Genomic DNA, 23,654 nt, shown 5'->3' with positions numbered 1-23,654 from the left:
GCGGGGATGGCATGCTGGGGCCCGTGAAGATCGCCACAGCCCAGCTGACCTGCGCCCCGGCCGACCTGGCCGCCAACACCGCCCGGACCGTCGCCCTCGCCGCCGAGGCCCGGCAACAGGGTGCCGGGCTCGTCGTCTTCCCCGAGTTCACGCTCACCGGCTACGAACTGGAGGCCCTGGCCGCCGATCCCGGCCTGTGGATGGCGGACGCCGACGACCCCCGGCTGGACCCGGTCCGCTCCGCGGGCATCGCCGTCGCGGTCAACGTCGCGCTGCGCACCGCCGGCCCGCTGCCGGCCATCGCGACACTGGTGTACGGGGCGGACGGCGGGCACCTCACCACGTACGCCAAGCAGCACCTCTACCGGCACGAACAGGGTGCCTTCGCCCAGGGCGGCGCCGACGGCCGCTTCGAACTGGGCGGGATCCGCTTCTCCCTGGCCGTCTGCTACGACAACCACTTCCCGGAGCTCATCGCCCGCGCGGCGGCGGACGGCTGCCGGGTCCACCTGGCCGCCTCCCTGTACGGAACCGGCGGCGGCGTCCAGGAGCGCGCCACCGTCTATCCGGGGATCGCACGGGAGCACGGCATGTACGTGGTCCTGGCCAACCACGTCGGCCCGGCCGGCCCGTGGACGGGCTGCGGCGGCGCCGCGGTGTGGTCCCCGGGCGGCACCCTGCTCGCCGAGGGCGACGACCGCACCCCCTCGGTGGTGACGGCACAGGTGCCGGCACTGCTGCCGGCACCCGCCCGTCAGCCGACCGACGCGACCTTCGAGTGCCGCCCGGACCGGACGCCCGAGCCCGCGGACGCGGACGGGGACGGGGACTCAAGCCCGTCCGCCGCGCCGGGCTCACGGTCCCGCGCCAGCGCCGGAAGCGCCAGGGCGAACGCCGCCACCGTGTAGACGGCGGTCCATAGCGCCCAGCCGCCGGGCGGGTTCCAGTGCGCGGAGAACGGCACCCACGCGCCGCTCGTACCCACCGCGAAGCGGCGCAGGGTCCAGAAGAACGCCGCCGCGTCGGCCAGCGCGAGCCCGGTCACCGCGAAGCCGACCAGCCTGCGCCAGGGCATCCCCGCGTCGGGCGCCCTGCCCGCGCAGATCAGCACGGCCATCAGCGGCAGCCCGACGGCGAACGGCAGCAGGTAGCGCCCCTGCCACACCATGCCGAGCTTCTCCGCCTGCGAGGCCTGCGCGGCCACCGGCACCACCACGACCGCGACCAGCATGCCGATCAGCGCCACCGCCTCCCGTTTGCGGCCGAAGGCCAGCCCCAGCGCGATGAGGGCGGCGATCACCCCGAGCCAGACCAGCCAGGTGAAGGCGGGCGCCGGGGTGTCCAGCCAGCCGAAGTAGCCCAGCATCTGGTGGACGTAGGTCTCGGTGTTGCCGAAGGTCTGCCGGGCGGCTTCCCTGGCGGTCAGCGAGCGGGGCGTGTTGATCACGGAGTTGTCGGGGTGCTGCGCCGCCCAGAACAGCGCACCGGCCGTGGCCGCGCCGAGCAGCACCGTCCAGAGCCACAGGGCCTTGCGGCGCAGCACCGCACGCAGCACCCCGCGCTGCTGGAGCAGCAGCCCGAAGAACAGCGCCCCGGCGAACCAGATCAGGCCCAGCGGGCGGATGTTGATCAGTACGAGGCCGCCGATGCCCACCCGGGCCAGCCGCCGGTTCAGCAGCCGCGGGTCGGGCGACATCAGGATCGACAGCAGGGCCGTCCACACCAGGATCCCGGCGGCGATCTCGCCGCCGCTCGGGTTGACCATCCCGGCCATGTAGAGCGCCATCGGTGTGGCGGCGGCGGCCACGCCCAGCAGGGCGAGCGAGCGCCGGCGCCATTCGGCGGCCGTGACCACCGCGCTCGCGAGCAGGGCCGAGCACAGCAGCGCCGACGCCAGGCGCATCAGGTACAGCGCGTGCGGGCCCTTGACCAGGAGGCTCGGCCAGCCCACGGCCAGGTAGTAGGCCGGGTGGTAGCGGCCGGCCGCGGTGGTGGCCTGGGCGGTCTTGCCCGAGTGTCCGATCGCGGGCGCGCAGGAGGCGGGCGTGCCCTCGTGCCAGGCGTAGCACTCGTGCTGCCTGGGCAGCTGCCGGTACCACTCGGGGAGTTGCACCCCCGTCTCGGCGAACTTGCCCTCGATGCCCGCCACCATGTGCGGGACCATCACCTCGGGGCCGTTGATCTGGCCCCGGGCGACGGCCGCCGCGCGGATGAAGTGGGCGTGTTCGTCTGGGGAACCGCCGAGCGGGGTCGCGACGGCCCAGGAGGCCGCGAGCGTGAAGAACAGCGCGAAGGCGAGGGCCCAGAGCCGCTTGGGGGTGCGCGCCGACCAGTCGGCCAGCCGCGTCAATGCGGAGATCATCTCGTCCCTCGGCTCATCGGATGTAGCTCAGCCAGCTCTGGTCGCCGTCCTTGGAGCAGACGCCGTGCGGTGCGAACTTCGGGCAGCTGCCGTCCTGCTTGCGCACGGTGTGCGAGACGTAGGGCAGGATCCGGTACGTGCCGTCCTGGGCCGGCATGTACCGGTCGGACATCGACGACGCGGCCGTGCCGAGCAGCAGCAGGAGCGCGCAAAGGGCTCCGATCACCGCGCCTTCACGGCCCGGGAAGGCGGCGGACGCGCCCCCGCCCCCGCTCGTACGCCGCTGCGCCGGCCGCAGCGAGACCAGGTGGGCGACCAGGGCGCACAGGATCAGGCCGCAGTAGAGCAGCTGGTTGTTGGTGCGGGTGTAGAGCTGGACCGTCTGCGTCTCGTACATGTGCGAGGCGATGTACATCCGCATCACCCACGCGCTGACGAACATGGCGGCGATGGTGACGACCAGCGGCTTGCGGATGCCCAGCCAGATCGCGACGCCCAGACCGACGAAGGTCACCAGGGCGAACAGCCCGACCCCGCCGAACTCGCCCGGCGGCGGCCAGTCGCCCACCTTGCCCGGCATGTCGGTGCGCCACATCAGGTAGTAGGCGGGGTCGGTGAAGTTGTCGAAGCGGAAGTTGTAGTCCTTGGTGGTCTGGCCCTCGCTCAGCATCACCATCAGGTAGCGCCCGGCCACCACGAGGAAGGCCGCCAGCGCCGCACCCATGAAGGCGGCGCCCTTGAGCGGGCCGGTCCGCCACGGGAAGTACAGCAGCGCCGCGAAGAACACCCCGGCCGCGCTCCACAGGAACCAGCCCGAGTACGTCAGGAACAGCACGCCCAGCAGCACGCCGAACCCGGCGCCGGTCAGCAGCAGCCTCCGCCGGCTCTCGCTGCCGCTGCGCCGCAGCGCCACCACCATCGCCACCAGCACCGGCACCAGCAGGGCGAGCACCGTCTGGCTGTACGGCTTGTACGCGTCGATCAGCGCGAACGCCGGCACCACGCCGAAGGCAAGCGCCCGCACCGGGCTGAGCAGCATCCGCCAGGCCAGGTAGACGAGGGGCCCGAACGCGGCGGCGCCGAGGATCTGCAGGTCCTTGAAGGCGTAGGCGGTGTTGCCGCCGTGGAACCACTCGGCGTAGTAGCCCAGGGTGTAGAGGGGTGCCGGCGGATAGACCGGCGAGCCCGAGGGCATGCCGTTGGCGACGGCGTGCGCCCACTCGACGATGCGGCCGCTGTCGCCGTTGAGGCCGAACATCGGCCACGGCGTGCCCAGCAGCGACACCACCGCACCCGCCGCGACGAAGCCGCCGGCCAGGCCCGCGATGGCCGCGGCCGCGATCCGGGCGGCCAGGTCGAAGTGCCGGCCGCCGCGCAGCCGCATCGCCAGCATCACGGCGGCGACGCACAGCAGACCGAGCAGCACGAACCGCAGCTGGATCGCGGCCAGGCCGCTGACCTGGGCGATCCGGTTCAGCGGGTTGAGCTTGAAACCGCGGGCCAGGAGGGGGAGCGCGAGCGCGGCGGCGAAGGCCACGACGGCTTCCAGGAGCAGGAGCGCGCCACGGGAGCGCAGGGCGCGCCGCAGGCCGGAGGCCGACGGCGGCCGGGGCCGCTCGGCCTCCCTGGTCGGGGCATCGGGGCGCACGGGCGCCGCCCCCTCGGTACTGACTGTCACGGACGGTCCCTACTGCTGGTCGGTGCGCGGCACAGCGGCCGGTCATCGTTGCTCGGCAAGCCACTGCCCGGCTCCGGGGCCGCATGGGACAGCCTGGCTCTTGCTGCCACGCATACTATCGGGCCACCGCGGGACGAGACCGGGGCCCGGAAGGCGGCCCGGACGACGGCCCGCACGGACGGCCCGCACGGACGGCCGATGCGCGGGCCCGCTGTCGGGCCGGGCACGCGCGCTCAGTCGAAGGCGCCGACCACGGCGAGCAGGAAGAGCAGGGCCCAGCCGCCCAGCGACAGCCAGCCGAGGGCCAGGCCGACCGTGGCCGGACCGCCGCCCTCCTCACCGCGCGCGCGGATCTGCGCCTTGGCGATGTGACCGGTGATCACGGCGCCCAGGCCGGCGGCGCCCAGCGTCGGCAGGGTCAGCACGCCCAGCACCAGCGAGGCGATCGCCATCCCGTTCACCCGCCGCGGCGGCATCGGCATCGGCATCGGGGCGAAGACCGGTGGCGGCGCCGGTGCGGCGACGGCGAAGGGGACCACCATCGGTCCGGCCGGCAGGTCCGCGAGCAGCTGCCCCAGCTCGCCGTACGTCCGGGCCCGGTGCACCGCGTCGAAGCGCTGCTCGTACTCCTCGCGGGAGAGCCGGCCTTCGGCGTAGCCGGCCTTGAGGACGTCCACCGCCCGGTCGCGGTCGGTGTGCGAGGCGCGCATCGCGGACTGCGGACCCTGCAGGGGCGCCGGTGTGGGCCGCCAGGGCTGCCCGTACGCCTGCTGCGGGTGCACGGGGTGGTGCTGTCCCCACGGTTGTTCGGCCATCCGGCCACCTCCCAGGCCCGGCGCGGTACGCGCCCAGTCCAGCACGTCCAGCGCGTCCAGCACGTCACAACGCCCCGCGTGTCCGGCACGCCCAGGACGACGGGACGACGGGACGCCAGACGACGGGACGTCCAGGATGGAGGACGAACGGGCGGACGCAATGGTTGCCGGGCCTCGCTGCCCGGCCGGCAGGTGTGATCCGGCCGGCAGGTGTGATGAGGTGGCGGGCATGACCGACTTCGAGACGATCACGGTTGCCGCCCCGCTGTGCGGATATCCGGGGGTGGCCTTCGGCGGCTATGTGGCCGGGGTGCTGGCCGGGCGGTCGGCCGCCGCATCCGTGCGGGTGGACTTCCGGCGGCCGGTTCCCACCGGCACGCCGGTCCGGCTCTCCCCTCGCGCCGACGGGGGCGCCGAACTGACCGGCGGCGAGGAGCTGCTGGCCGCCGCGAGTCCGGCCGAGCCGGCCGTCGACGTCCCCGAGCCCCCTTCCTGGGACCAGGCCTCGGCAGCCGCCGAGGCCTACCGGGCTGCGCCGCCGGACGGGCTGGTCGACTGCTTCGGCTGCGGGCTGCACCGCACCCCGGCGAGCGGTCTGCGGCTGCACTGCGGCCGGGTGCCCGGCCGTGACCTGGTCGCCGCCGCCTGGACCCCGGCGCCGGACCTCGCCGGCGCGGACGGACTGCTGCCGCCCGAGCTGGTGTGGGGCGCGCTGGACTGCCCGGGCAATGCGGCGGGCCGCCTCCTCGACGACCGCCGGGCCGGTGCCGTCACCGCCTCGCTGACCGCGCGGCTGCTGCGGCCGGTGCCGGTGGGCGAGGGGCTCGTCTCGTACTCCTGGCTGCTCGGCTCCGAAGGGCGCAAGTACCGCGCCGGCACGGCCCTGGCCACGGCCGCCGGCGACCTCTGCGCGCTGGCCGAGGCGCTCTGGGTCCAGCCCCGGGCCTGAGGAGCCTCCGGCGGCTCTACGAGTACGCGGGCGGCGGCGGTCCGAAACCGCCGGCCCCGGCCTGCTCACCGGCGCCGCCCCCGGCGGCCGGCCCCTGGGCGCCCTCGGCGGCTTCGGGCTCGTCCTCCCCCGCCAGCTCCCGGGCCATCAGCGTGGCCCCGGCCACCGCGCCCGGCATCAGGAACACCGCCACCAGCGGCACCAGGAAAGCCAGCACCAGCGGCACGCCGAACCCGAGCGCCATCATCCGCCGTGCCCGCAGCATGCCGAGCCGCTCGCGCAGTTCCACGCGGCGCCGCTGCAGCGCGACGGCGGTGAGCTCCTCGGTGAGGAAGTAGCCGGAGACGCAGAAGCCGATCACCGGGATCACGGTCTGCCCGATCACCGGGACGAAGCCGAGCGCGAAGAGCAGGATCCCGTAGCAGAGCACACGGACGAGCACCCGCACGCTGTCCCGGGCGGAGATCCACAGCTCCCGTCCCAGGGAGAGCCCGGACTCGGGGACCTCACCGCCCTCGCCGCGGTCGACCTGCTCCGAGAGGGACTCGTAGAAGGGCTGGCCGATGAGCAGGGTCACGGCGGTGAAGGTGATCACCGCGAGGAACAGCCCGAGGCAGAAGACCAGGGCGGTCAGGAAGCCGCGGAACAGTCCGGGCCAGGGCGAGGACCAGTCGTCGGCGAACGGCGTGGCCCAGGCCGTCAGGTCGTCGGCGCCGTAACCGAGCCCGATCAGCGCGCCGGCGTACAGCACCAGCGACACGAGCCCCGGCAGCAGTCCGAAGCCCAGCCACCGGCCGTGGCGGAACACCCAACGCTGTCCGGCCAACAGATGGCCGAATCCCCCCGCAAGATCACGCATGGGCCCAGCTTAGAACGGCGCACGGCAAAGGCCGCACCCCGGTGTCGGGGTGCGGCCTCCGCCAGGCGCGAGCGGCCGGATCAGACGGCGAGCTCGACCGTGATGTTGCCGCGGGTGGCCTTGGAGTACGGGCAGACCTCGTGGGCCTTCGCGATCAGGTCCTTGGCGGTGGCGGCGTCCACGTTCGGGATCACGGCGGAGATCTTGACGATGATGCCGAAGCCCTCGTCGTTCTTGCCGATGCCGACCTCGGCGGTGACCGTGGAGCCGGAGATGTCGGCGTTCTCGTTGCGGGCGACGACACCGAGCGCGCCCTGGAAGCAGGCGCTGTAACCGGCGGCGAACAGCTGCTCCGGGTTGGTGCCGGCGCCGCTGCCACCGAGCTCCTTCGGCGGGTTCACGACCACGTCGAGCTGGCCGTCGTTGGTGGCCACACGGCCGTCGCGGCCGTTCTCGGCGGTGGCGACAGCGGTGTAGACGACGTCGGACTGCTGGATGGACATGTAAGAAGATCCTCCTGGTAATCGCCGCGACTCGCGCCCACGGTCACGACGGTGTGCAGTGAGCCTAACGGGTGAAGGAAACGATCATCTTTCCGGTGTTCTCGCCGCGGAGCATGCCGAGGAAGGCCCCGGTCGCGTTCTCGACGCCCTCGACGACCGTTTCGTCGGCCACGAGCTGCCCGGAGCGCAGCCAGCCGGCCACGTCCTGGACGAACTGCTGCTGGAGTCCGGCGTGGTCGTTGACGAGGATGCCCTGCAGGCGCAGCCGCTTGCCGATGACCTGGATCAGGTTGCGCGGGCCGGGGGCGGCCTCGGTGTCGTTGTAGTGGGCGATCGCGCCGCACAGGGTGGCCCGGCCGCCCACCTTCATCGAGGAGATCGCGGCCTCCAGGTGGTCGCCGCCGACATTGTCGAAGTAGACGTCGATGCCCTCGGGAGCGGCGCCCTTGAGCTGCTCGCCGACGGGGCCGTTCTTGTAGTTGAAGGCGGCGTCGAAACCGTACTTCTCCGTGAGGAGCGTCACCTTCTCGTCCGAGCCGGCCGAGCCGATCACGCGGGAGGCGCCCTTGATCTTCGCGAACTGGCCGACGAGGCCGCCGACGGCACCGGCCGCGCCGGAGACGAAGACGGAGTCGCCCTCCTTGAAGGAGGCGACCTCGAAGAGGCCGGCGTAGGCGGTCAGGCCCGGCATGCCGAGGACGCCGAGGTAGGCGGAGAGCGGGGCGAGCGAGGCGTCGACCTTGGTGGCGTGCTTGGCCTCCACGTCGGCGTACTCGCGCCAGCCGAGGCCGTGCAGCACGTGGTCGCCGACCTCGAAGCCCTCGGCCGCGGAGGCCACGATCTCGCCGACGGCGCCGCCGTCCATGGGCCGGTCCAGCTGGAAGGGGGGAATGTACGACTTCACGTCGTTCATCCGGCCGCGCATGTAGGGATCCACGGACATGTGGAGGTTGCGTACGAGGATCCGGCCGGGGGCGGGGGCGGTGACCGGCGCCTCGCGCAGGGCGAAGTCCTCGGCGACGGGCCAGCCCTGCGGACGGCGGACGAGGTGCCATTCGCGGCTGACGGCGGGGATCTCGGACATGGGGGCTCCCGGATGCATCGAAGATTACTTCAGAACGTGAAACAACCATGCTCCTGGATATTTCATGTTGTCAAGTAAATGGGTAGGCTGGTTCCCATGCCCAGTCGTCATGTGGATCCCTTGACCCTTGAGGTCGTCGAGCTCATCGGCGACGTCGTGGCCCGCTACCACCAGGAGTACGAGCACGCGGCGGCCAGCCACCAGCTCACGGGTGCCCAGGCCAGGGTGCTGAACCTGCTCTCCCTGGAGCCGATGGCCATGCGCCGCATCGCACAGAAGCTGAAGTGCGAGCCCTCCAACATCACCGGCATCGTGGACCGGCTGGAGACCCGCGGCCTGGTCGAGCGCAGGCCGGACCCCGTTGACCGCCGGGTCAAGCTGGCCGCCCCGACCGAGGAGGGCCTCCAGACGGCGGACCGCCTGCGCGAGTCGCTGGACTTCGCACGGGAGCCGCTGGCCGGGCTCTCGGCGCAGGAGCGCACCGTCCTGCGGGACCTGCTCCGGCGCATGCTGGGCTGAGCCGGGGCCCGGCAGCAGCGGAACCAGCGAAGAAGCAGCAGACGGAATCAGCAGAAGAAGATGAACCAGCAGCCGGTCTTCGTCGGCTTCGGCGTCGGACTCGGCGCCGGATTCGGCGGCGGATTCGCCGTCCCCGAGCCGGTGGGCGTGGGCTGACCCGACTGACCCGGCTTTACGGACGGCCCCGCCCCGGAGGCACTGGCCGACGGCACCGCCTTCCCCGAAGCGGAGGGCGACACCCCGGGCCCCGGCTGCGCCGTCCCGGCGGCGGACACCTCGGCCCCGGCGGACTGCGTGGCCCCCGCAGTGGCCTTCGCGGCTCCCGCGGATTTCACCGGCTTCAGCGCCGACGGCGCGGCGGGAGCCCCCGTGCGGCTCGGCAGCGGCGCCGGCTCCTGCGGCCCGTTCCCGTCGGTCAGCACCACCTGCGCCGCCCGGTCGGTGCGCTCGCCCTCGGTCACGATCCGGGCCAGCACCACCGAGCCGCCGACCGCGAGCACCAGTCCGGCCCCGATCAGCACGGCGGTCCGCCGACGCCGGCGGTGCGTGGCGCGGCGCCGCGAACCGGCGCGGCCCTGGTGCCTCCCGGACAGCACGACGAGCGAGTCCGCGAACGGGTCCTCGAACCCCCCGCGGGCGGGGCCGGGTACGGACGGGGGCGGGAAGCCGGACGCGTCGGGCACGCCCGGCACGCTCGCGGCAACGGGTGCGGCGGGCGGCAGGTACTCGGCCGGGGTCCCGCATCCGGCACACGCCAGTGCGCCGTTGAGGTGCCTTCGGCAGGCGTGGCAGTAGTCCATGGCGTGCTGCACGCTACGCGGTTCCCTGCAACATCCGTATCGCGGGTTCGTAAAGGTCCTGTGTGGAATCGTGGGTCCCATGACCCCACCCGCGCCCCTCGGACCGTTCGGACGGGCCTCGTTCCAACTGGTCCTCCTGCGCCGGATGGCGGACTTCCAGCCGGAGCTCGCCGACGAGGCCCGGCGGCGGCTCGGAGCCTCCCTCGCAGAGCAGCGGGAGGCGAACAAGCGCTGGCAGGCGATGGTCCGCTCACCGCGTTCGCGCGGGGCCCTGGCCCTCTACCGCTCGGTGCTCGGGCCGCCGGAGTCGGCCTGCGCCCGGACGATCGGCGACCTGGAGTGCGAGGCCCTGCTGTGGCCGCTGCCGCTCTGGCCGGACCTGCGCTTCGAGGTGCTGGCCGCGCCGGACGGGGCGGTGTGGAACGAGTGGCTCGTACGGGCGCCGGGTGCGCGGGGGCCCGTCCTGCGGTCACCGGAGGATCTGACGCCCTGGTCCGCCACGGTGGACGAGGTCGCTGCGGCCTTCGCCCCGGTGCGCCCGATGGAGGGCACGGCGCCGACGCGGTGGCGGCTGGCGTTCACCGCGCAGGGGCGGCCGTACGTGGCGGAGTTCACGTACGGCCTGCTCCAGCGGGTCTCGGCGGGTGGCGGCCCGTAGGCAACGGGCGGCCACAGCCCGGGCATGACCGAGGGACACCCGCTAGGAGGCGAGGAAGGTCCGTACGCCGGCCGAGGTGGCGTCGTCCCCCAGCAGGTCGTTGTGCTTCAGGCAGCCTACGGGGGTGTTGGTGGCGCCGGTCAGCGGGACGCTGGCGTCCGGATTGACGACCTCGTCGCAGTTCGACCAGAACGTCGCGTACTGCACCGTCCCCGGGGTCTCGTCCCCGGAGTTCAGGTTGCCCACCACGTAGGAGCCGGGGGTCATGTCCCGGCACGCCTGGTCCCACAGGGCGCAGGCTCACGCCGTGGAGGTGCCGTGGTTGGGGCCGGCCAGCGAGACCCAGTGGGCCACGCTCGCGGTCCCGCCGCCGAACTTCAGGTACCAGCGGCCGACGAGGGAGCCGAAGGAGTGCCAGACGAGGTCGACCCGGTCGGCGCCGGTCTGCCGGCGGACCTGGTCGACGTACGCGCCGAGCTGACCGGCCAGGACCTCGTTGACCGACTGGTGGGTGTCGTAACCCCACGAGAAGAGCTCCGAGTCGGCGTAGCCGGCGGCGCGCAGGTCCTCGCGCAGGGCTCCCCAGACCCCGGGATCGGCGTTGTAGCCGTGGATGAGGACGACCGGGCGGTGCGCGGACGGCTCCTGCCCGGCGGCGGGCTGCGCCTGTCCGGCGGCGGGCTGCGCCTGTCCGGCGGCCCGTGCCGGGAGGGGGGCGAGAAGGGCCAGGCAGAGCGTCAGGAGGGCCAGGGATTTCTGGCGGGGCGTCAGCATCGGGACCCCTTTACCTTGTTACGCGTGAGTAGCGCGGGCGGTGCGCGCATGGTGGTGCCTGTCGGTACAGAAATCCACCCCCGTGCAGCACCCCTCGCCGCGCGCGACCCACCCGGCCGGAGCAGCCCAGCAGGCGGTATGACCCATTCGCCCGAGAAGATATGAAATGCAGCCGGCATTCGCCGGTCTTCTTGCGTCAGCGCTCTCGGGAGGATCTGCCGTGACCGTCAGTCTTGAGCAGTTGCGCCGCTGCCACGTCGCCGTCGACCTGGGAGCCGCCAGGACCCGCGTGTACGTGAAGGGCGCCGGACTGGTCGTCGACGAGCCCAGCGTGGCCGCCGTGAACACCCGGACCGGTGCACTCATCGCCGTCGGCACCTTCGCCGAGCGGATGACGGGCCGCACACCCGACTACATCCGGGTCGTCCGCCCCGTCTCCGGCGGCACCGTCGTGGACATCGAGATGGCCCAGCGGATGCTGCGCCACCTGCTCGGCGAGAAGCTGCGCCGCGCCCTGCGCCGCAAGCCCCGGCTGCGGGCCGCCGCCTGCACCCCGCACGACGCCGACCCGCTCGCCCAGCGGGCCGCCGTAGAGACGCTGGTCGGGCTCGGCGCCCGCCGCGTCGAACTGGTCGACACCCTGATCGCGGCGGCCGTCGGCTGCGGCCTGCCCGTGGAGCAGCCGACCGCGACGATGATCATGGTGTGCGGAGCCGCCGCCACCCAGGTCGCCGTCCTCTCCCTCGGCTCCATCGTCACCGCCGAGCGGATCCCCGTCGGAGGCGAGGCCATCGACCACGCCGTCGTCCAGCACCTGCGCCACGCGCACGAACTGATGCTGCCCAGCCAGGCCGTGCGCCCGCTCCAGCTGGCCCTGCACGGCAACGGCATCACTCCCGAAGGCCCCGCCTCCACCCTGATCCACGGCCGCGACGTGGCCACCGGCCTGGCCCGTTCGGTCCACGTGGACACCGCCGCCGTACGGGACGCCATCCACACACCGCTGACCGCCGTCCTCGACGGCATCGGCAAGGTGTTGCGGGACTGCCCGCCGGACCTGGTCGCCGACCTGACGGACCGGGGCATCATGATGGTGGGAGGCAGCGCCCTGCTGCCCGGCCTGGACCAGATGCTGCGCGATGCCACCGGCATGCCCGTCGCCATCGCGGAACGGCCGGACGTGTGCGCCGTGCTGGGTCTCGGCGCGATGCTCGAAGGGAAGATCGCCCCGATGGTCCTCAACCCGCTGGCCGAATGACCCCGACCCCCGCGGGCCGGGAGCCCGACGGGCGGGCCAGCCTGCCCGTCCTGCTGGAGGCGGTGCTCAGCGTCGGCTCCGAACTGGAGCTGCAGCCCACCCTCCAGCACATCGTGGACTCGGCGACCGAGCTGTGCGCGGCCCGGTACGGAGCGCTCGGGGTAGTCGACCCCGAGCGCGTCCGGCTGACCGGGCTCTACACCGCGGGGATGACCGAGGCCGAACGCGCCGCCGTCCCGCGGCTGCCCGACGGACGGTCCGGCCTGCTCGGTGCCCTCATCAGCGATCCGCGGCCGCTGATGCTGGAAGACCTGTCGAAGGACCCCCGCGCGGAGGGACTGCCGCCCGGCCATCCCCCGATGCGCAGCTTCCTCGGGGTGCCGATCCGGGTGCACACCGAGGTGTTCGGCAATCTCCACCTCGCCGAGAAGGAGGGCGGCGGGCCCTTCACCGACCAGGACCTGGCCCTGCTGCGCGTCCTCGCCTCGCAGGCCGGCATAGCGATCGGCAACGCCCGGCTGTACGAGACGGCTCGCCGCCGGGAGCGCTGGATCGAGGGCGCTGCCGCGGTCACCACCACCCTGCTGGCCGGCCGTCCGGCGGCGGACGCGCTGATGTGCGTGGCCGAACGGGCCCGGCTGCTGGCGGACGCCGCGGCAGGCGTGGTGCTCCAACCGACGCCGGAGGGCGGCATGGAGATCGTGGCCGCCTCCACGCACGGGGACCCGGGGGACCTGGTGGGCACCTCGATCGCCCCCGGCTCGGCCGTCCTCGACCAACTCCTCGGCGGCGAGCCGGTCTTCATAGAGGACTCTGCGACGGACCCGCGGATGACCACCCATGTACGGGAACGCTTCGGCCCGAGCATGATGCTGCCCCTCCAGAGCGGCGGCCAGCTGATCGGCACGCTCGCCCTGCCGCGCCCCCGCGGCGGACGCCCGTACGACGCGGTGGACCGGCTGCTCGCCTCGCAGTTCGCCTCCCAGGCCGCACTGGCCCTCGTCCTCGCCGACGCGCAGCACGACCGGGAACAGCTCGCGGTCTACGAGGACCGCGACCGGATCGCCCGGGACCTGCACGACCTGGTGGTCCAGCGGCTGTTCGCGACGGAGATGATGCTGGAGAGCACGAAGAAGCGGGCCGCCTCCGCGCCGGCCGGGGACACGGTGGGCGAGGACCTCGCCCGGGCGGTGGACGAACTCGACTCCACCATCCAAGAGGTCCGCACCGCCATCTTCGCCCTCCAACAGCCGCCGTCCGACGCCCCGACGACCTTCCGCGGCCGCGTCCTGCGGGAGACGGCCGGTGCGGCGGTCCTGCTGGGATTCCAGCCGTCGGTGCACTTCACGGGCGCGGTGGACGCCCTGCTCCCGGAGCCGGTGGCGGGCGACCTCCTCGCCGCGCTGCGCGCCGCCCTGGCCGCGGCCCACCGGCGCAGCGAGGTCACCTCGATCGAGGTGTCGGTGGAGGCGACCCCCGCCCGGGTCCGCCTGACGGTGACGGACGACGGCCGCACGAAGTCGGGCACCCGCGGTACGACGAGGACGTGGGAATCGGCGCTTCAGAGCTAGGGCCGGCCGTGCCGGTTGGCGGCCCGCAGGGCGATGCGGGTGCTGGACTGGGCCACGCCGGCGTCCCGTTTCAGCCTGCGCAGCAGCGCGTCGAGGGCAGCGGGGTCGGCGGCCCGGGCCCGCACCAGGTAGTCGTACTCCCCGGTCACGTGCACCACCTCGGTGATGCCCGGAAGCCCGGCGACCCGCTGTTCGAACTCCTCGTTCGTGGTGTCCTGGCGCAGGGTGAGGTCGATGAAGACCACCAGTCCCCCGCGGGTGTCGGCGGCGGGATCGACGATGACGGTGAAGGCGCGGATGACCCCGTCCCGCCTCATCCGCCGGACCCGGTCGGCGGTGGCGTTGGCGCTGAGGCCGACGCGGGCCCCCAGGTCCCGGTACGAGATCCGCGCATCCTGCTGGAGGATGCCGAGGATTTCCCTGTCGAGGCCGTCCATACCGCGATTCTCGCAGTCGGGGCCGATAAGCGCCGCCCTCCCGGTGGCCCGGTACCGCACGCTCCCCGGCATGAGCGAACTTCTCTCCCCCGCCCTGTCGGGCGCGGTGGCCGGGCTGGGCGTGGCGATGCCGATGGGCGCGATGAGCGTGCTGCTGCTCCAGGAGGCGATGCGGCACCGCCGCACGGCGGTGGCCGCGGCGGCCGGCGTCGCCGCCGTCGACTTCGGCTACGCCGCCCTGGCGACGGCGCTGGGCCCCTGGGTCGCGGCGCACGTCGCCCCGGTCGAAGCCTGGATCCGCCTGACGGCTGCGGCCGTCCTCCTCGCCCTGGCGGTCCGCGGCCTGTCCTCCGCCGGCCCCTCGCCCCTCCGTCCCGCGGACCGGAGCCACGACCCGTCGCCCCCGCGGACGTCCGACACACGGAGCCCGGGTCCCGCCCCAGAGCCGCCGGCCCAGGCGCCCGCGGCCGCCGCGGCATCCGGGCGGGCTGCCGCCCCCGAGGCCCCGGCGGCGTCGGAGGCGCGGGGCCCGGGGCGGAGCTCCGGCTTCGGGAAGGGGTGCGGTGCGGAGAGGCCCTCCGCAGGGCCCGCCTTCACCGCACCGGCACCGCCACCGGCCCCACGGCCGGGCAAGGCCTTCGCCACGTACGCGGCCCTCACCGCCGTGAACCCCACCACCGCCCTCTACTTCGCCGCCCTCACCACCGCCCAGGCCGCCACGCTCCAGACCCCGTCCGCCGCCACCGCCTTCGTCGCGGGCGTGGCCGCCGCGTCCCTCATCTGGCAGCAGGCCCTCGTCGCCCTCGGCTCCGTCGCCGGCCGCAGGATCCCCGCCGCCGCGCAGGCCTGGACCTTCCGCCTCGGCTACGGCCTGGTCATCGCCTACGCGGTGAAGATCGCCTTCCCGCTGCCCTGGCAGTAGCGGCTCTCCTGGCAGGAGCGGCCATGGCCGGGAGGCGCCGGGACCAGGCTCCGATCGCCCCCCGGGTCCGGTCGTCGTCCACCGGGCACCCCTAGGGTGGCCTCGTGACGACGACCCGCCTCTCGGCCCGCGCGGCCATCGCCTCCGTGACCGACCCCGGCAGCTTCGCCGAACTCACCGTCCCCCGGACGGAATCCGGTCCCGACGGCCCCCTCGACTGGTCCGGCTACGACGACGTCCGCGCCCGCGCCGCCGAGCGGACCGGCGAGCAGGAGTCCGTCGTCGCCGGCACCGCCCTGCTCGGCGGGCGGCAAGCCGTCGTGATCTCCTTCGAGTTCGGCTTCCTCGGCGGGTCCCTCGGCGAGCGCACCGGAGACCGGCTCGAAGCCGCGTACGGGCACGCCCGCGTGCACCGCCTCCCCCTGGTGTCGCTGATCGCCACCGGCGGCTCCCGCATGCAGGAGGGCATGCTCGCGCTGACCCAGCTCCAGCGCGTCGCCCGCCAGTCCGTGCTGAACCGGGCAGCCGGACTCCCGCAGATCGCCGTGCTCCGCGATCCGACCACCGGTGGCGGCTGGGCCACCCTCGGCGCCGGCGCGGACGTGGTGCTCGCGCTGCCCGGGGCCCAGGTCGGCTTCGCCGGGTCCCGGGTCCGGCCGGCCGGCGCGGACCCGGCGGCGTACACCGCGGAAGGGCAGTACACCGCCGGGCACGTGGACGCCGTGGTCCCCGCGGCCGAGCTGCCCGCCACCCTGGCCGACTGGCTCGGCGTCCTGGCCGCGCCCCGTTCCGCCGAACCCGTCGAGCCCCCGGCGGCGCTGGCCGACGCCGCTCCCCCGGCCACCGGCTGGGACGCCGTACGGCAGGCCCGCCATCCGGACCGCCCGCGCGCCGAGGCCTACCTGGACGCGTACTTCGCACTGCGCCTGCCACTCTCCGGAGACCGGGCGGGCGGCACGGACCCCGGCATGCTGTGCGGATTCGGGCTGCGGGAGGGCCGGGCCGTGGCGTACGCGGCCCAGTGCGGCACCGCGACCCGCCCGGCCGGATACCGTACGGCCGCCCGCGTCATCCGCCTCGCGGACCGGCTTGGGATCCCGGTGCTCACCCTGGTGGACACCCCCGGTGCGGCCAACGACGCGGCGGCGGAGCGCGCGGGCGCCGGCGCGGCCATCGCCGACACCTTCGCGGCGGTCGCGGCGGCCTCCGTCCCAGTGACCACCCTGCTCATCGGCGAGGGCGGCTCGGGCGGAGCCCTGGCCCTGGCCGCGCCGGGCAACACCTGGGTCACCCCGGACAGCTACTTCTCGGTCATCGCCCCCGAACTGGCGGCGGCGATCCTTAAGCGCCCCGCCTCCGAGGCCCCCGCGACGGCGGACCAACTCCGGATCCGCCCGCAGGACCTGGTGGCCCTGGGCGTGGCCCGGGGCATCGTCCAGCCCGGCGGCGCTCCCGGCCCCGGCCGGCGGTGAAACCGGGGCCCGCGATGTCACGTACCGCTCACCACATCCGCTCGCGCCGCGCCGCCGACGCCCCCGCCGACGTGCCCCTCACCGTGCTCGTACGCGATCTGCGGTTCAGTGCCCGCTGCCGCGCCGAGGCGGGAAGGGCGGGCCGCCGGCCCCGTCCGCGCGCGTTGCGTCGCCTCGCCGAGATCCGCAGCCGGCCGCGTCGTGCGAGCGACCCCTCGGTGGCCCGCTGGGCCGCCGAGGAGCAGCGCCGCGCCCGGCAGCGGCTGCGCGCGCGGGCCCGTGCGGCGCTCCGGCTCGTGGACGCCGGGCGCGGCATGCCCCTGGACCTGGTCGCGGCCGCGGACGTGGACATCCCACCCGCACGCCACCGCCGCGCGGCGCTCTGGCTCGCCTGACCGGCAGCGCCGCGGCCCGTCGCGGACGGGGCCCGGGTCGAACGCGGGGCAGGCGGCGTCCGTCAGGCCTGGGGCGACCTCGCGTCGTACCGGGCGAACCCGCGCCAGCGTGCGGCCAGCAGGGCCAGGACGAGGACGCATCCGAGCCCGCCGCCCGTGATCGCCACGGCCGGCGAGGTCAGATCGGCGGCGGTCCCGGCAAGGAAGTCGCCGAGCCGGGGTCCGCCCGCGACGACCACGATGAAGACGCCCTGGAGGCGGCCGCGCATCTCGTCCGGGGTGGCGGCCTGCATCATCGTCGACCGGAACACCATGGAGATGGTGTCGGCGCACCCGGCGGCGGCCAGGAAGAACAGCCCGAGCCACAGGTTCCGCGTGAGCCCGAAGACCGCGATGGCCAGCCCCCACGCGGCCACCGAGAGCAGGATCGCCAGCCCGTGCCGGCGGATCCGACCCTGCCAGCCGGAGAACAGCCCGCCCAGCAGCGCCCCCACGGCGGGCGCGGCCACCAGCAGGCCGACGGTCTTGGCGTCACCGCCGTACCAGAGCACGGCGATCGCCGGGAACAGCGCCTTCGGCTGGGCCAGCACCATGGCGGCCATGTCGGAGAAGAAGGTCATCCGGATGTTGGGCCGCGTCCCGAGGAAGCGGAGCCCGTCCAGCACCGAGGCCCGGCCCCGCTTGCCGTCCGCCCGATCGGGCAGCATGGCCGGCAGCCGCCACATGGCGTAGAGGGCGGCGCAGAAGGTGACCGCGTCGATCAGGTAGGCGGACTGATAGCCCCACCAGCCGACGGCGAGCCCGCCGAACACCGGGCCGATCATCGTCCCGGACGTCATGGTGACCGAGTTCAGGGCGTTGGCGGCGGGCAGCTGTTCGGCGGGCAGCAGCCGGGGGATCATCGCGGACCGGGCGGGCCCGTTGAGGGCGCCGCAGACCGCCTGGAGCGCGACGACCGCGTACAGCAGCCAGACCCGGTGGAAGTCGAGCAGGGCGGCCGCGGCCAGGATGATCGACAGGGCCGTCAGGCCGAGGGAGCTGTAGAGGCCCAGCTTGCGCCGGTCCACGGTGTCGGCGATGGCTCCGCCGTAGAGCCCGAAGGCGACGAGCGGGACGAGCGAGAAGAGTCCGACCAGCCCGACGGAGAAGCTGGAGCCGGTGATGTCGTAGACCTGGAGCGAGATGGCGAGGGCGGTCATCGCCTGGCCCATCCAGGAGATGGTGCCGCCGATCCACAGCCGCCGGTAGTCGGGGGAGGTGCGCAGCGGGGTCAGGTCGGCGAATATCCGCCGCGGGGGCCGGGTGGGGGTGCTCGTACCAGTCACAGCGGATGATAACCGGCGGCCGGGCGGCGGCCCGGGCAGCGATCGCCGTGTTCACGCACCCGCAACAGTCGCCCCACCCGGCTTCGGGCGTCCCGCGGCGGGCTGCGCCCTGCCGCTAACTCGCCATAGTCCCAAGACAATTGACCGAATCGGCGTGCGCTGCTCCCCCGTTGCTCGGCTCATGATGAAAAGACTCGTATGTCCAGGGAGGCGTAGTGATCGAACCTGGCAACAGCACCACGAGCACCGGCAACGCGGACAACGGCGTCCCCGCTGCGCTGACCGTCGGGGTCGAGGAGGAGTACCTCCTCGTCGACGCCCGTACTTTCCGGGTGGCCCCCGCCGCCCCGCTCGTCCTCGACACCGCCGCGGGCCTGCCGCACGAGGTGCACCCCGAGGGCACCCGCTACCAGGTGGAGATCTCCACCCCGGTCGCCGATTCGGCGACGATGCTGCGCGAGGAGCTCGTGACGCTGCGACGCACCCTCGCCCGGGCGGCCCGCGCCCACGGCTGCCGGCTGCTGGCCGCGCCCTCGCCGGTCCTGACCGTCGAACAGCCGCTGCACCTGACCGACGACGAGCCGCGCCAGCGCGAGCAGCACCGCCGCTTCGGCGCGCTCACCGACACCCTGGTGAGCTGCGGGCGCCACATCCACATCGGCACCCTCGACGTGGACACGGCGGTGGCGGTGTCCAACCGGGTCAGGCCGTGGCTGCCCACGCTGATCGCGCTGGCGGCGAACTCGCCGTTCTGGGGCGGCCGTGACACGGGGCACGCCAGCTGGCGGGCGATGGCCTGGTCGGGCTGGCCGTCGGCGGGGCTGCCCCCGCACTTCACGTCCACGGCTCATTTCCGCCGCTCCGTGCAGACCCTGCTGGGCTCGGGGGCCGCCCTGGACACCAAGATGGTCTATTGGGACCTCCGCCCTTCCGGGCACTGGCCCACCCTCGAAATGCGGGCGCCGGACATGTCGGCGGACATCGACACGGCCGTCCTCCAGGCCGAACTGGTCCGGGCCCTGGTGGCCACCGTTCTGCGTGACATCGCGGAGGGCCGCCCGGAACCGGTGCTGCGGGAGGACGTCCTGCGCCTGGCCCGCTGGCGGGCGGCCCACGACGGCCTGGAGGGCTTCGGCCTGGACCCGTACACGGGCGCGGAACTCCCGGCGGCCGACCTGGCGGAGGCCCTGCTGGACCTGGTGGCCCCGGAACTGGCGGCGGCGGGCGAACTCGACCACGCGGCCAAGACCCTGGGCGGCCTCCTCCGCGACGGCTCGGGTGCCCACCGCCAACGCGCGGCCTTCGCCCGCCGCCAGGACCTGCTGGACGTACTGCGCCACATGGCGGACGAAACGGAGGACTTCTAGCCCTCCGTCGGCCCTGCATCCCGGAGGGCGCCGCAGCCGCAGGCGAGAACGAATCTTCGCCTGCGGCTCACATCGGGGCGGGTGGCTCTTGCATCCAGGCCGGGACGTCCTGGCCGGTGACCGACCGGAACCGATCGGCCACTCCGGCGGGGTCGCCGGCATGGGCGCGACGCAGATGGCCGACGATCACACGGATGATTCCGCGGCTGTCCTCCGGAAGCTGTTGCGCAGTGAGGTAAGCGTGGGCCAAGGGGGCGATCGACTCGCCGAACCGGCCTTCCCCGATCAGCACGCGCCCATACGCGGTCAGCATGTCGGCGTACGGGGGAAGGTGGGCAGGGTCGACACCGGCCAGCTGCTGGTAGAGGCCCGCCGCCTGTGCGGCAGGATGCACCGCCTCGGCCCATCGCTCCAGCTGCGTCAGGAGGTTCACGTGGTTGCCCAGCGACACCGCAAGGATCGGCAGGTACTGCTCCGGCCGGGCCTCGGCCACTTCCCGGTACAGAGAGACCGCCTCCTGGGAGAACGGCACGGACTCGTCCAGCTGACCCTGTTCCCTCAACCACACGGCGTGATTGTTCGCCGACGTGGCCAGTTTCGACAGGTGGAGCTCTCGGTCGACCGCGACGAGCTGTCGCCACAGGACGTGCGTCTCGCGTGAGACGGCCACCGCCTCGTCCGTTCTGCGGAGCCTGGCCAGCAGCAGGGCGTGGTTGGTGGATACCTGGGCCAGCTGCGGCAGGAAGGCGCCCCGGTTGACCTCGGCCAGCTCCTGGTACAGCTCGACCGCCTCGCGCGAGAGCGGTAGGGCGTCGTCACTTCGGCCCAGCTCCTCCAGGAGCAGCGCGTAGTTGTTGATCGAGCCGGCCAGGGCCGGCAGGTGGGCGTCCCGGTTGCCCGTCACCAGTTCCCGATGCAGATCGATCGATTCCTCCGAGACGACCCCGGCCTCCTGCCGGCGTCCCAGCTCCTGCAGGATGCTCGCGTGGTTGGTCAACGTCCCGGCCAACTGCGCAAGATGCCCTTGGCGGTTGACTGCCACCAGCTGGCGCTTCAGGTCGAGGGTCTCCTGCGAGATCGCCATTGCCTCGTCCCATCGACCGAGCTGCCCCAACAGCGCGCCGTGGTTGTGCAAGGTGGCGGCGAGATCCGGTAGATGGGCACCTCGGTTGACCGCCGCCAACCGGCGCCGGACCGCGACCGCACGTTCGGAGACAGGCACGGCCTCGTCCCGTCTGCCCACCGCCGACAGCCACAGAGCGTGGTTGTTCAAGGAGTGGCCGAGGCTTTCCGCATGGGCGTCCCAGTCACCTGCGGCCAGTTCCGCGTGCAGGACGAGCGTCTTCTCGGACAGCGCCGCTGCTTCCCGCCACCACCCGACGTCGGCCAGCCGGTTCGCGTGGTTGCCCATCGTCCTCGCCAGATCGGACGCATAGGCCCCCGGCGAGTCCCGGACGAGCTCCACCCACAGTTCCCCCGCCTCCTGCGACACCCGTGCCGCTTCGCCCCTCCGTCCCGCCTCGGCCAACAGGTTCGCGTGGTTTCCCAACGATGCCGCCAGCTCCGGCCGATAGGCCTGGGGGTCACTTTCGGCAAGATCCCGCCACAGCTCCAACGCCTGGTGACTGGCGTGCAGGGCATCCAGGCCGAGCCCTGCGTTACGCAAGCGGACCGACAGTGCGGTGTGGATGAGGGCGCGCTGCGCGGGGGAGGTCGCGCCGGCCAAGCCGTGTTCGGCCAGCCTGGAAGCCAGGACCGCGATACCCACGTCCAGATCGACGTGCCGGTGCGCAGGCACCAAGGCGTCGATTCTTCTCAGCAACTCTACGTCGATGCCCTCAAGACGGACCAATGCGGCCAACGTGGCGCCGGTCGCCTGCAGCGCCAACCCGGGGTGGGCGGTGAGCAGCGGGAACAGCTGCTCCTGGGCAAGGTGCGGCCACCGGCCGGCCGCTTCCACCAAGGTGGTCAGTGCGGGTCCGGCCCATACTGGCACCCCGGGCTCAGCCGCGTCACGGCCGGGTTCGGGTGAGAGAAGGCGGGCGGGCGCGCCGTCCGCCCACGGGTCGGCCGGGAACTCGTAGTCGTGGCCGGGGGTGAGGAGCGCGACGAAGTCCTCGCCCAGTCGATCCGGGTACAGCGGCTCCAGTACGGTCGTCGCCTGCCGCCCCGGTCCGCCCACGACGCCTCCGGCGGGCGGGTAGCACACCGCATGATCTTTGAGGAGTTGCCCGGCGGCTTCTCTGGATTCCACATCGGCCCGGCCCAGGGCGCTGTTGGCGTCGACGTAACCGAGCGGGCCGGTGACCGTGGCGAGGTACACCAGCTGTCCCATCGCGTCCGGGGCGGTGGCCAGGGGCTTCTCCCTGATGGGGGCGTGCATCGCCTCCCAGTGGTCACGCTCGCGGCCCAGCAACAGCGCCGACACCTCCGCCGGGTCGACCGGCGGGGCCGCCTCACGGTCGTGCTCGCCGTCGTGGGCCAGCACCGCGGCCATTGCGGCCATGTGCACCGCCAGCACCAGCCGGTACGCCTCATGGTCGGCCAGCGCTGCGGGCGGATCGACGTGCTTGGCGCTCGGCACCCCCAACAGGTCGGCGAACCGGTCGCGCGCCGAGGCGAACAGGCTCGTACGGGTGAGCGACGGGCCGTCCTCCAACGGCGTGAGTGCCAGGCGGCCGGGCACCAGACCCACATCGCGTTGGATCCGGCCTGCCAGGCTGTGCCACCACGTGCCCGCCGGGCGAGCGAGCAAGAGCACCCGCACCGGTGACGCACTGGCAGCTGCGCCGGCCTGTACGTCCTTCAGCAGCGTCAGCAGATCGGTCGTGTCCCAGCGTTCGGCGTAGTCCACCGTCACCAGGATCCCCACCGCACCCTGCAGATCGGGGGCGACGAAAGCATCGGGAGCGGAACGGTCACGCCGGTGATGGGCGGCCAGCACCATCCACCCGTCCCGCTGCCACAGACCCGCGACGTGGCCGGCCAGCCGGGTCTTGCCCTGCCCGCCCGCCCCATGGATCAGGAGGACTTCCATCGCACCTGACGCCGTCGCATCGCGCCACGCCTGCAGATCTCGCAGCTCGGACTCGCGGCCCGTGAACTCGATCAGCCCGTTCGCCGCACGCAGCAACACGCTTGGCTGTTCCCGGGCCTTTTCCACCGGCGGTACCTCACCCCGTGCGGGCCAGTCGGCCAGCCTGTACGGCTCCTCACCGCCGTACACCACCATGTCCCCGGCGGCTTGGTAGATCCGCGCGAATCCCGACGCCACCGCGTGCTGACCGGAGCCGTGAGCCTCGTGCGAGGTGGTCATCGTTCCTGGATGTGCTGGTCGCGGCCGGCCTGATACACCCTGCCGCGGCCGGTCGCTTCGGCCCGCAGCTGCACGTCGGCCCGTTCGTCAGCGGCGGTGCCAGAGGCGGCCGGCCGGCCCTCGTCGGCCGGAGCTTGCGACGGCTCCTGCCGACCCCCGGGCCGCGCGACGATCCCGCACACCGCCAAGCCCAGCCCCGCCAGCGCGAGGAACACCGCGATGACACTGGCCAGCTTGTCGGCCTCGTCCAGACCGACGGCCGCGAAATAGATGCCGAGCCCCACAGCGGACAAGACCGCCACCGCGAAGCCGCCCCAAATCCACACACGTCGCGATACAGCCACTTCCATCCCCCTGCGCCGGCATCCGCTTGTACCGAAGGTATCCACATCCGGGTCGTCACAGCAGCCGTTCAGGACGATTACTCAGCGCCCTCTTGCGCCGGCCGTCTTCGGAGGGAAAGCACCGTGCGCAACCGCCCGAGGGGGAAGGGGCCGGGCGCCGGAGTCCGGGCACCGGTTCGCGCTGATGGCGGGGCGGGCCCGGCAGGCACCGTCCGGACTCGCCCCCTGGAGCACGAGAGAGGTTCC

Annotated in this window: 22 protein-coding genes and 1 pseudogene; 10 read left to right on the top strand and 13 right to left on the bottom strand. The window is 73.5% G+C overall.

All coding sequences use genetic code 11. The features are described from left to right. Positions 1 to 11: 11 nt before the first annotated feature. Positions 12 to 671: pseudogene (locus AB0B01_RS07440) on the top strand (carbon-nitrogen hydrolase family protein); the annotation flags it as partial. Positions 672 to 754: 83 nt separating this feature from the next. On the opposite strand, the gene AB0B01_RS07435 reads toward AB0B01_RS07440, so the two are convergent. The 3 genes from AB0B01_RS07435 to AB0B01_RS07425 all read right to left on the bottom strand — a co-directional run bounded on the left by AB0B01_RS07435 (position 755) and on the right by AB0B01_RS07425 (position 4,855). Then, on the bottom strand, positions 755 to 2,362 hold the full coding sequence (locus tag AB0B01_RS07435) for a DUF2142 domain-containing protein (RefSeq protein WP_361713858.1): 1,608 nt from the start codon (positions 2,360 to 2,362) through the stop codon (positions 755 to 757). A gap of 13 nt (positions 2,363 to 2,375) precedes the next feature. Further along, positions 2,376 to 4,040, bottom strand: a complete 1,665-nt coding sequence (locus AB0B01_RS07430) for a hypothetical protein (protein WP_361713856.1) — start codon at positions 4,038 to 4,040, stop codon at positions 2,376 to 2,378. A 233-nt stretch (positions 4,041 to 4,273) separates the two neighbouring features. Beyond that, positions 4,274 to 4,855, bottom strand: coding sequence for a DUF1707 and DUF4190 domain-containing protein (locus AB0B01_RS07425; RefSeq protein ID WP_361713854.1), 582 nt, complete (start codon positions 4,853 to 4,855; stop codon positions 4,274 to 4,276). 229 nt (positions 4,856 to 5,084) lie between these two features. Here AB0B01_RS07425 and AB0B01_RS07420 point away from each other — a divergent pair, with 229 nt between their 5' ends. Further along, the gene (locus tag AB0B01_RS07420; protein WP_361713852.1) at positions 5,085 to 5,804 is read left to right on the top strand and encodes a hypothetical protein; all 720 of its coding nucleotides are present in this window, start codon (positions 5,085 to 5,087) and stop codon (positions 5,802 to 5,804) included. A 16-nt stretch (positions 5,805 to 5,820) separates the two neighbouring features. Here the strand turns inward: AB0B01_RS07420 and AB0B01_RS07415 are convergent, their stop codons facing one another. The 3 genes from AB0B01_RS07415 to AB0B01_RS07405 form a co-directional block, all read right to left on the bottom strand. Then, a complete protein-coding gene (locus AB0B01_RS07415) occupies positions 5,821 to 6,663 on the bottom strand; it encodes an EI24 domain-containing protein (RefSeq protein WP_361713850.1) in 843 nt (280 codons plus the stop codon). A gap of 80 nt (positions 6,664 to 6,743) precedes the next feature. Next, complete coding sequence (locus AB0B01_RS07410) at positions 6,744 to 7,166, bottom strand: organic hydroperoxide resistance protein (RefSeq protein ID WP_361713848.1); 423 nt, start codon at positions 7,164 to 7,166, stop codon at positions 6,744 to 6,746. A gap of 64 nt (positions 7,167 to 7,230) precedes the next feature. After that, positions 7,231 to 8,250 (bottom strand): NADP-dependent oxidoreductase, encoded by a 1,020-nt coding sequence (locus AB0B01_RS07405; protein ID WP_361713846.1) that lies wholly within the window; start codon positions 8,248 to 8,250, stop codon positions 7,231 to 7,233. A 96-nt stretch (positions 8,251 to 8,346) separates the two neighbouring features. On the opposite strand from AB0B01_RS07405, the gene AB0B01_RS07400 reads away from it, so the two are divergent. Next, a complete protein-coding gene (locus tag AB0B01_RS07400) occupies positions 8,347 to 8,769 on the top strand; it encodes a MarR family transcriptional regulator (protein ID WP_361713844.1) in 423 nt (140 codons plus the stop codon). Positions 8,770 to 8,816: 47 nt separating this feature from the next. Here AB0B01_RS07400 and AB0B01_RS07395 read toward each other — a convergent pair whose 3' ends face one another. After that, positions 8,817 to 9,581 (bottom strand): hypothetical protein, encoded by a 765-nt coding sequence (locus AB0B01_RS07395; RefSeq protein ID WP_361713843.1) that lies wholly within the window; start codon positions 9,579 to 9,581, stop codon positions 8,817 to 8,819. 67 nt (positions 9,582 to 9,648) lie between these two features. Here AB0B01_RS07395 and AB0B01_RS07390 point away from each other — a divergent pair, with 67 nt between their 5' ends. Then, positions 9,649 to 10,227: a hypothetical protein gene (locus tag AB0B01_RS07390; protein ID WP_361713841.1), complete on the top strand. Its 579-nt coding sequence runs from the start codon at positions 9,649 to 9,651 to the stop codon at positions 10,225 to 10,227. 42 nt (positions 10,228 to 10,269) lie between these two features. On the opposite strand, the gene AB0B01_RS07385 is transcribed toward AB0B01_RS07390, so the two are convergent. Next, positions 10,270 to 10,494 (bottom strand): hypothetical protein, encoded by a 225-nt coding sequence (locus AB0B01_RS07385; protein ID WP_361713839.1) that lies wholly within the window; start codon positions 10,492 to 10,494, stop codon positions 10,270 to 10,272. A 33-nt stretch (positions 10,495 to 10,527) separates the two neighbouring features. Continuing rightward, positions 10,528 to 11,001 (bottom strand): hypothetical protein, encoded by a 474-nt coding sequence (locus AB0B01_RS07380; RefSeq protein ID WP_361713837.1) that lies wholly within the window; start codon positions 10,999 to 11,001, stop codon positions 10,528 to 10,530. A gap of 220 nt (positions 11,002 to 11,221) precedes the next feature. Between AB0B01_RS07380 and AB0B01_RS07375 the strand changes: the two genes are divergently transcribed. Together AB0B01_RS07375 and AB0B01_RS07370 are read left to right on the top strand one after the other, a co-directional pair. Then, entirely contained in the window at positions 11,222 to 12,259 is a 1,038-nt protein-coding gene (locus AB0B01_RS07375) for a rod shape-determining protein (protein WP_361713835.1), read from the top strand. Next, complete coding sequence (locus AB0B01_RS07370; RefSeq protein WP_361713833.1) at positions 12,256 to 13,830, top strand: GAF domain-containing protein; 1,575 nt, start codon at positions 12,256 to 12,258, stop codon at positions 13,828 to 13,830. The genes AB0B01_RS07375 and AB0B01_RS07370 overlap by 4 nt, the downstream gene beginning before the upstream one ends. Here the strand turns inward: AB0B01_RS07370 and AB0B01_RS07365 are convergent. After that, entirely contained in the window at positions 13,827 to 14,267 is a 441-nt protein-coding gene (locus tag AB0B01_RS07365; RefSeq protein ID WP_361713832.1) for an Lrp/AsnC family transcriptional regulator, read from the bottom strand. The genes AB0B01_RS07370 and AB0B01_RS07365 overlap by 4 nt on opposite strands. Before the next feature lie 70 nt (positions 14,268 to 14,337). Here AB0B01_RS07365 and AB0B01_RS07360 point away from each other — a divergent pair, with 70 nt between their 5' ends. From AB0B01_RS07360 to AB0B01_RS07350, 3 genes are all read left to right on the top strand, one after another. Continuing rightward, positions 14,338 to 15,189, top strand: coding sequence for a LysE family transporter (locus AB0B01_RS07360; protein ID WP_361713830.1), 852 nt, complete (start codon positions 14,338 to 14,340; stop codon positions 15,187 to 15,189). Positions 15,190 to 15,293: 104 nt separating this feature from the next. Further along, positions 15,294 to 16,661, top strand: coding sequence for a carboxyl transferase domain-containing protein (locus tag AB0B01_RS07355; protein ID WP_361713828.1), 1,368 nt, complete (start codon positions 15,294 to 15,296; stop codon positions 16,659 to 16,661). Between the two features lie 14 nt (positions 16,662 to 16,675). Further along, positions 16,676 to 17,056: a hypothetical protein gene (locus AB0B01_RS07350; protein WP_361713826.1), complete on the top strand. Its 381-nt coding sequence runs from the start codon at positions 16,676 to 16,678 to the stop codon at positions 17,054 to 17,056. Positions 17,057 to 17,118: 62 nt separating this feature from the next. Here AB0B01_RS07350 and AB0B01_RS07345 read toward each other — a convergent pair whose 3' ends face one another. After that, positions 17,119 to 18,381 carry an MFS transporter gene (locus AB0B01_RS07345; RefSeq protein ID WP_361713824.1) on the bottom strand — a complete coding sequence of 421 codons (1,263 nt, stop codon included), beginning with the start codon at positions 18,379 to 18,381 and terminating at the stop codon, positions 17,119 to 17,121. A 215-nt stretch (positions 18,382 to 18,596) separates the two neighbouring features. Between AB0B01_RS07345 and AB0B01_RS07340 the strand changes: the two genes are divergently transcribed. Next, positions 18,597 to 19,748: a glutamate--cysteine ligase gene (locus AB0B01_RS07340; protein ID WP_361713822.1), complete on the top strand. Its 1,152-nt coding sequence runs from the start codon at positions 18,597 to 18,599 to the stop codon at positions 19,746 to 19,748. 67 nt (positions 19,749 to 19,815) lie between these two features. Here AB0B01_RS07340 and AB0B01_RS07335 read toward each other — a convergent pair whose 3' ends face one another. Further along, positions 19,816 to 23,064 carry a tetratricopeptide repeat protein gene (locus tag AB0B01_RS07335; RefSeq protein ID WP_361713820.1) on the bottom strand — a complete coding sequence of 1,083 codons (3,249 nt, stop codon included), beginning with the start codon at positions 23,062 to 23,064 and terminating at the stop codon, positions 19,816 to 19,818. After that, positions 23,061 to 23,348, bottom strand: a complete 288-nt coding sequence (locus AB0B01_RS07330; protein ID WP_361713818.1) for a hypothetical protein — start codon at positions 23,346 to 23,348, stop codon at positions 23,061 to 23,063. Before AB0B01_RS07330 ends, AB0B01_RS07335 begins: the two co-directional genes overlap by 4 nt. Between the last annotated feature and the right edge of the window lie 306 nt (positions 23,349 to 23,654).

The sequence above is a fragment of the Streptomyces sp. NPDC044571 genome, from assembly GCF_040647115.1.
Classification (GTDB): Bacteria; Actinomycetota; Actinomycetes; order Streptomycetales; family Streptomycetaceae; genus Streptomyces.
The sequence above is the reverse complement of the archived record's forward strand: the minus strand, read 5'-3'. Positions and strand labels throughout refer to the sequence as shown.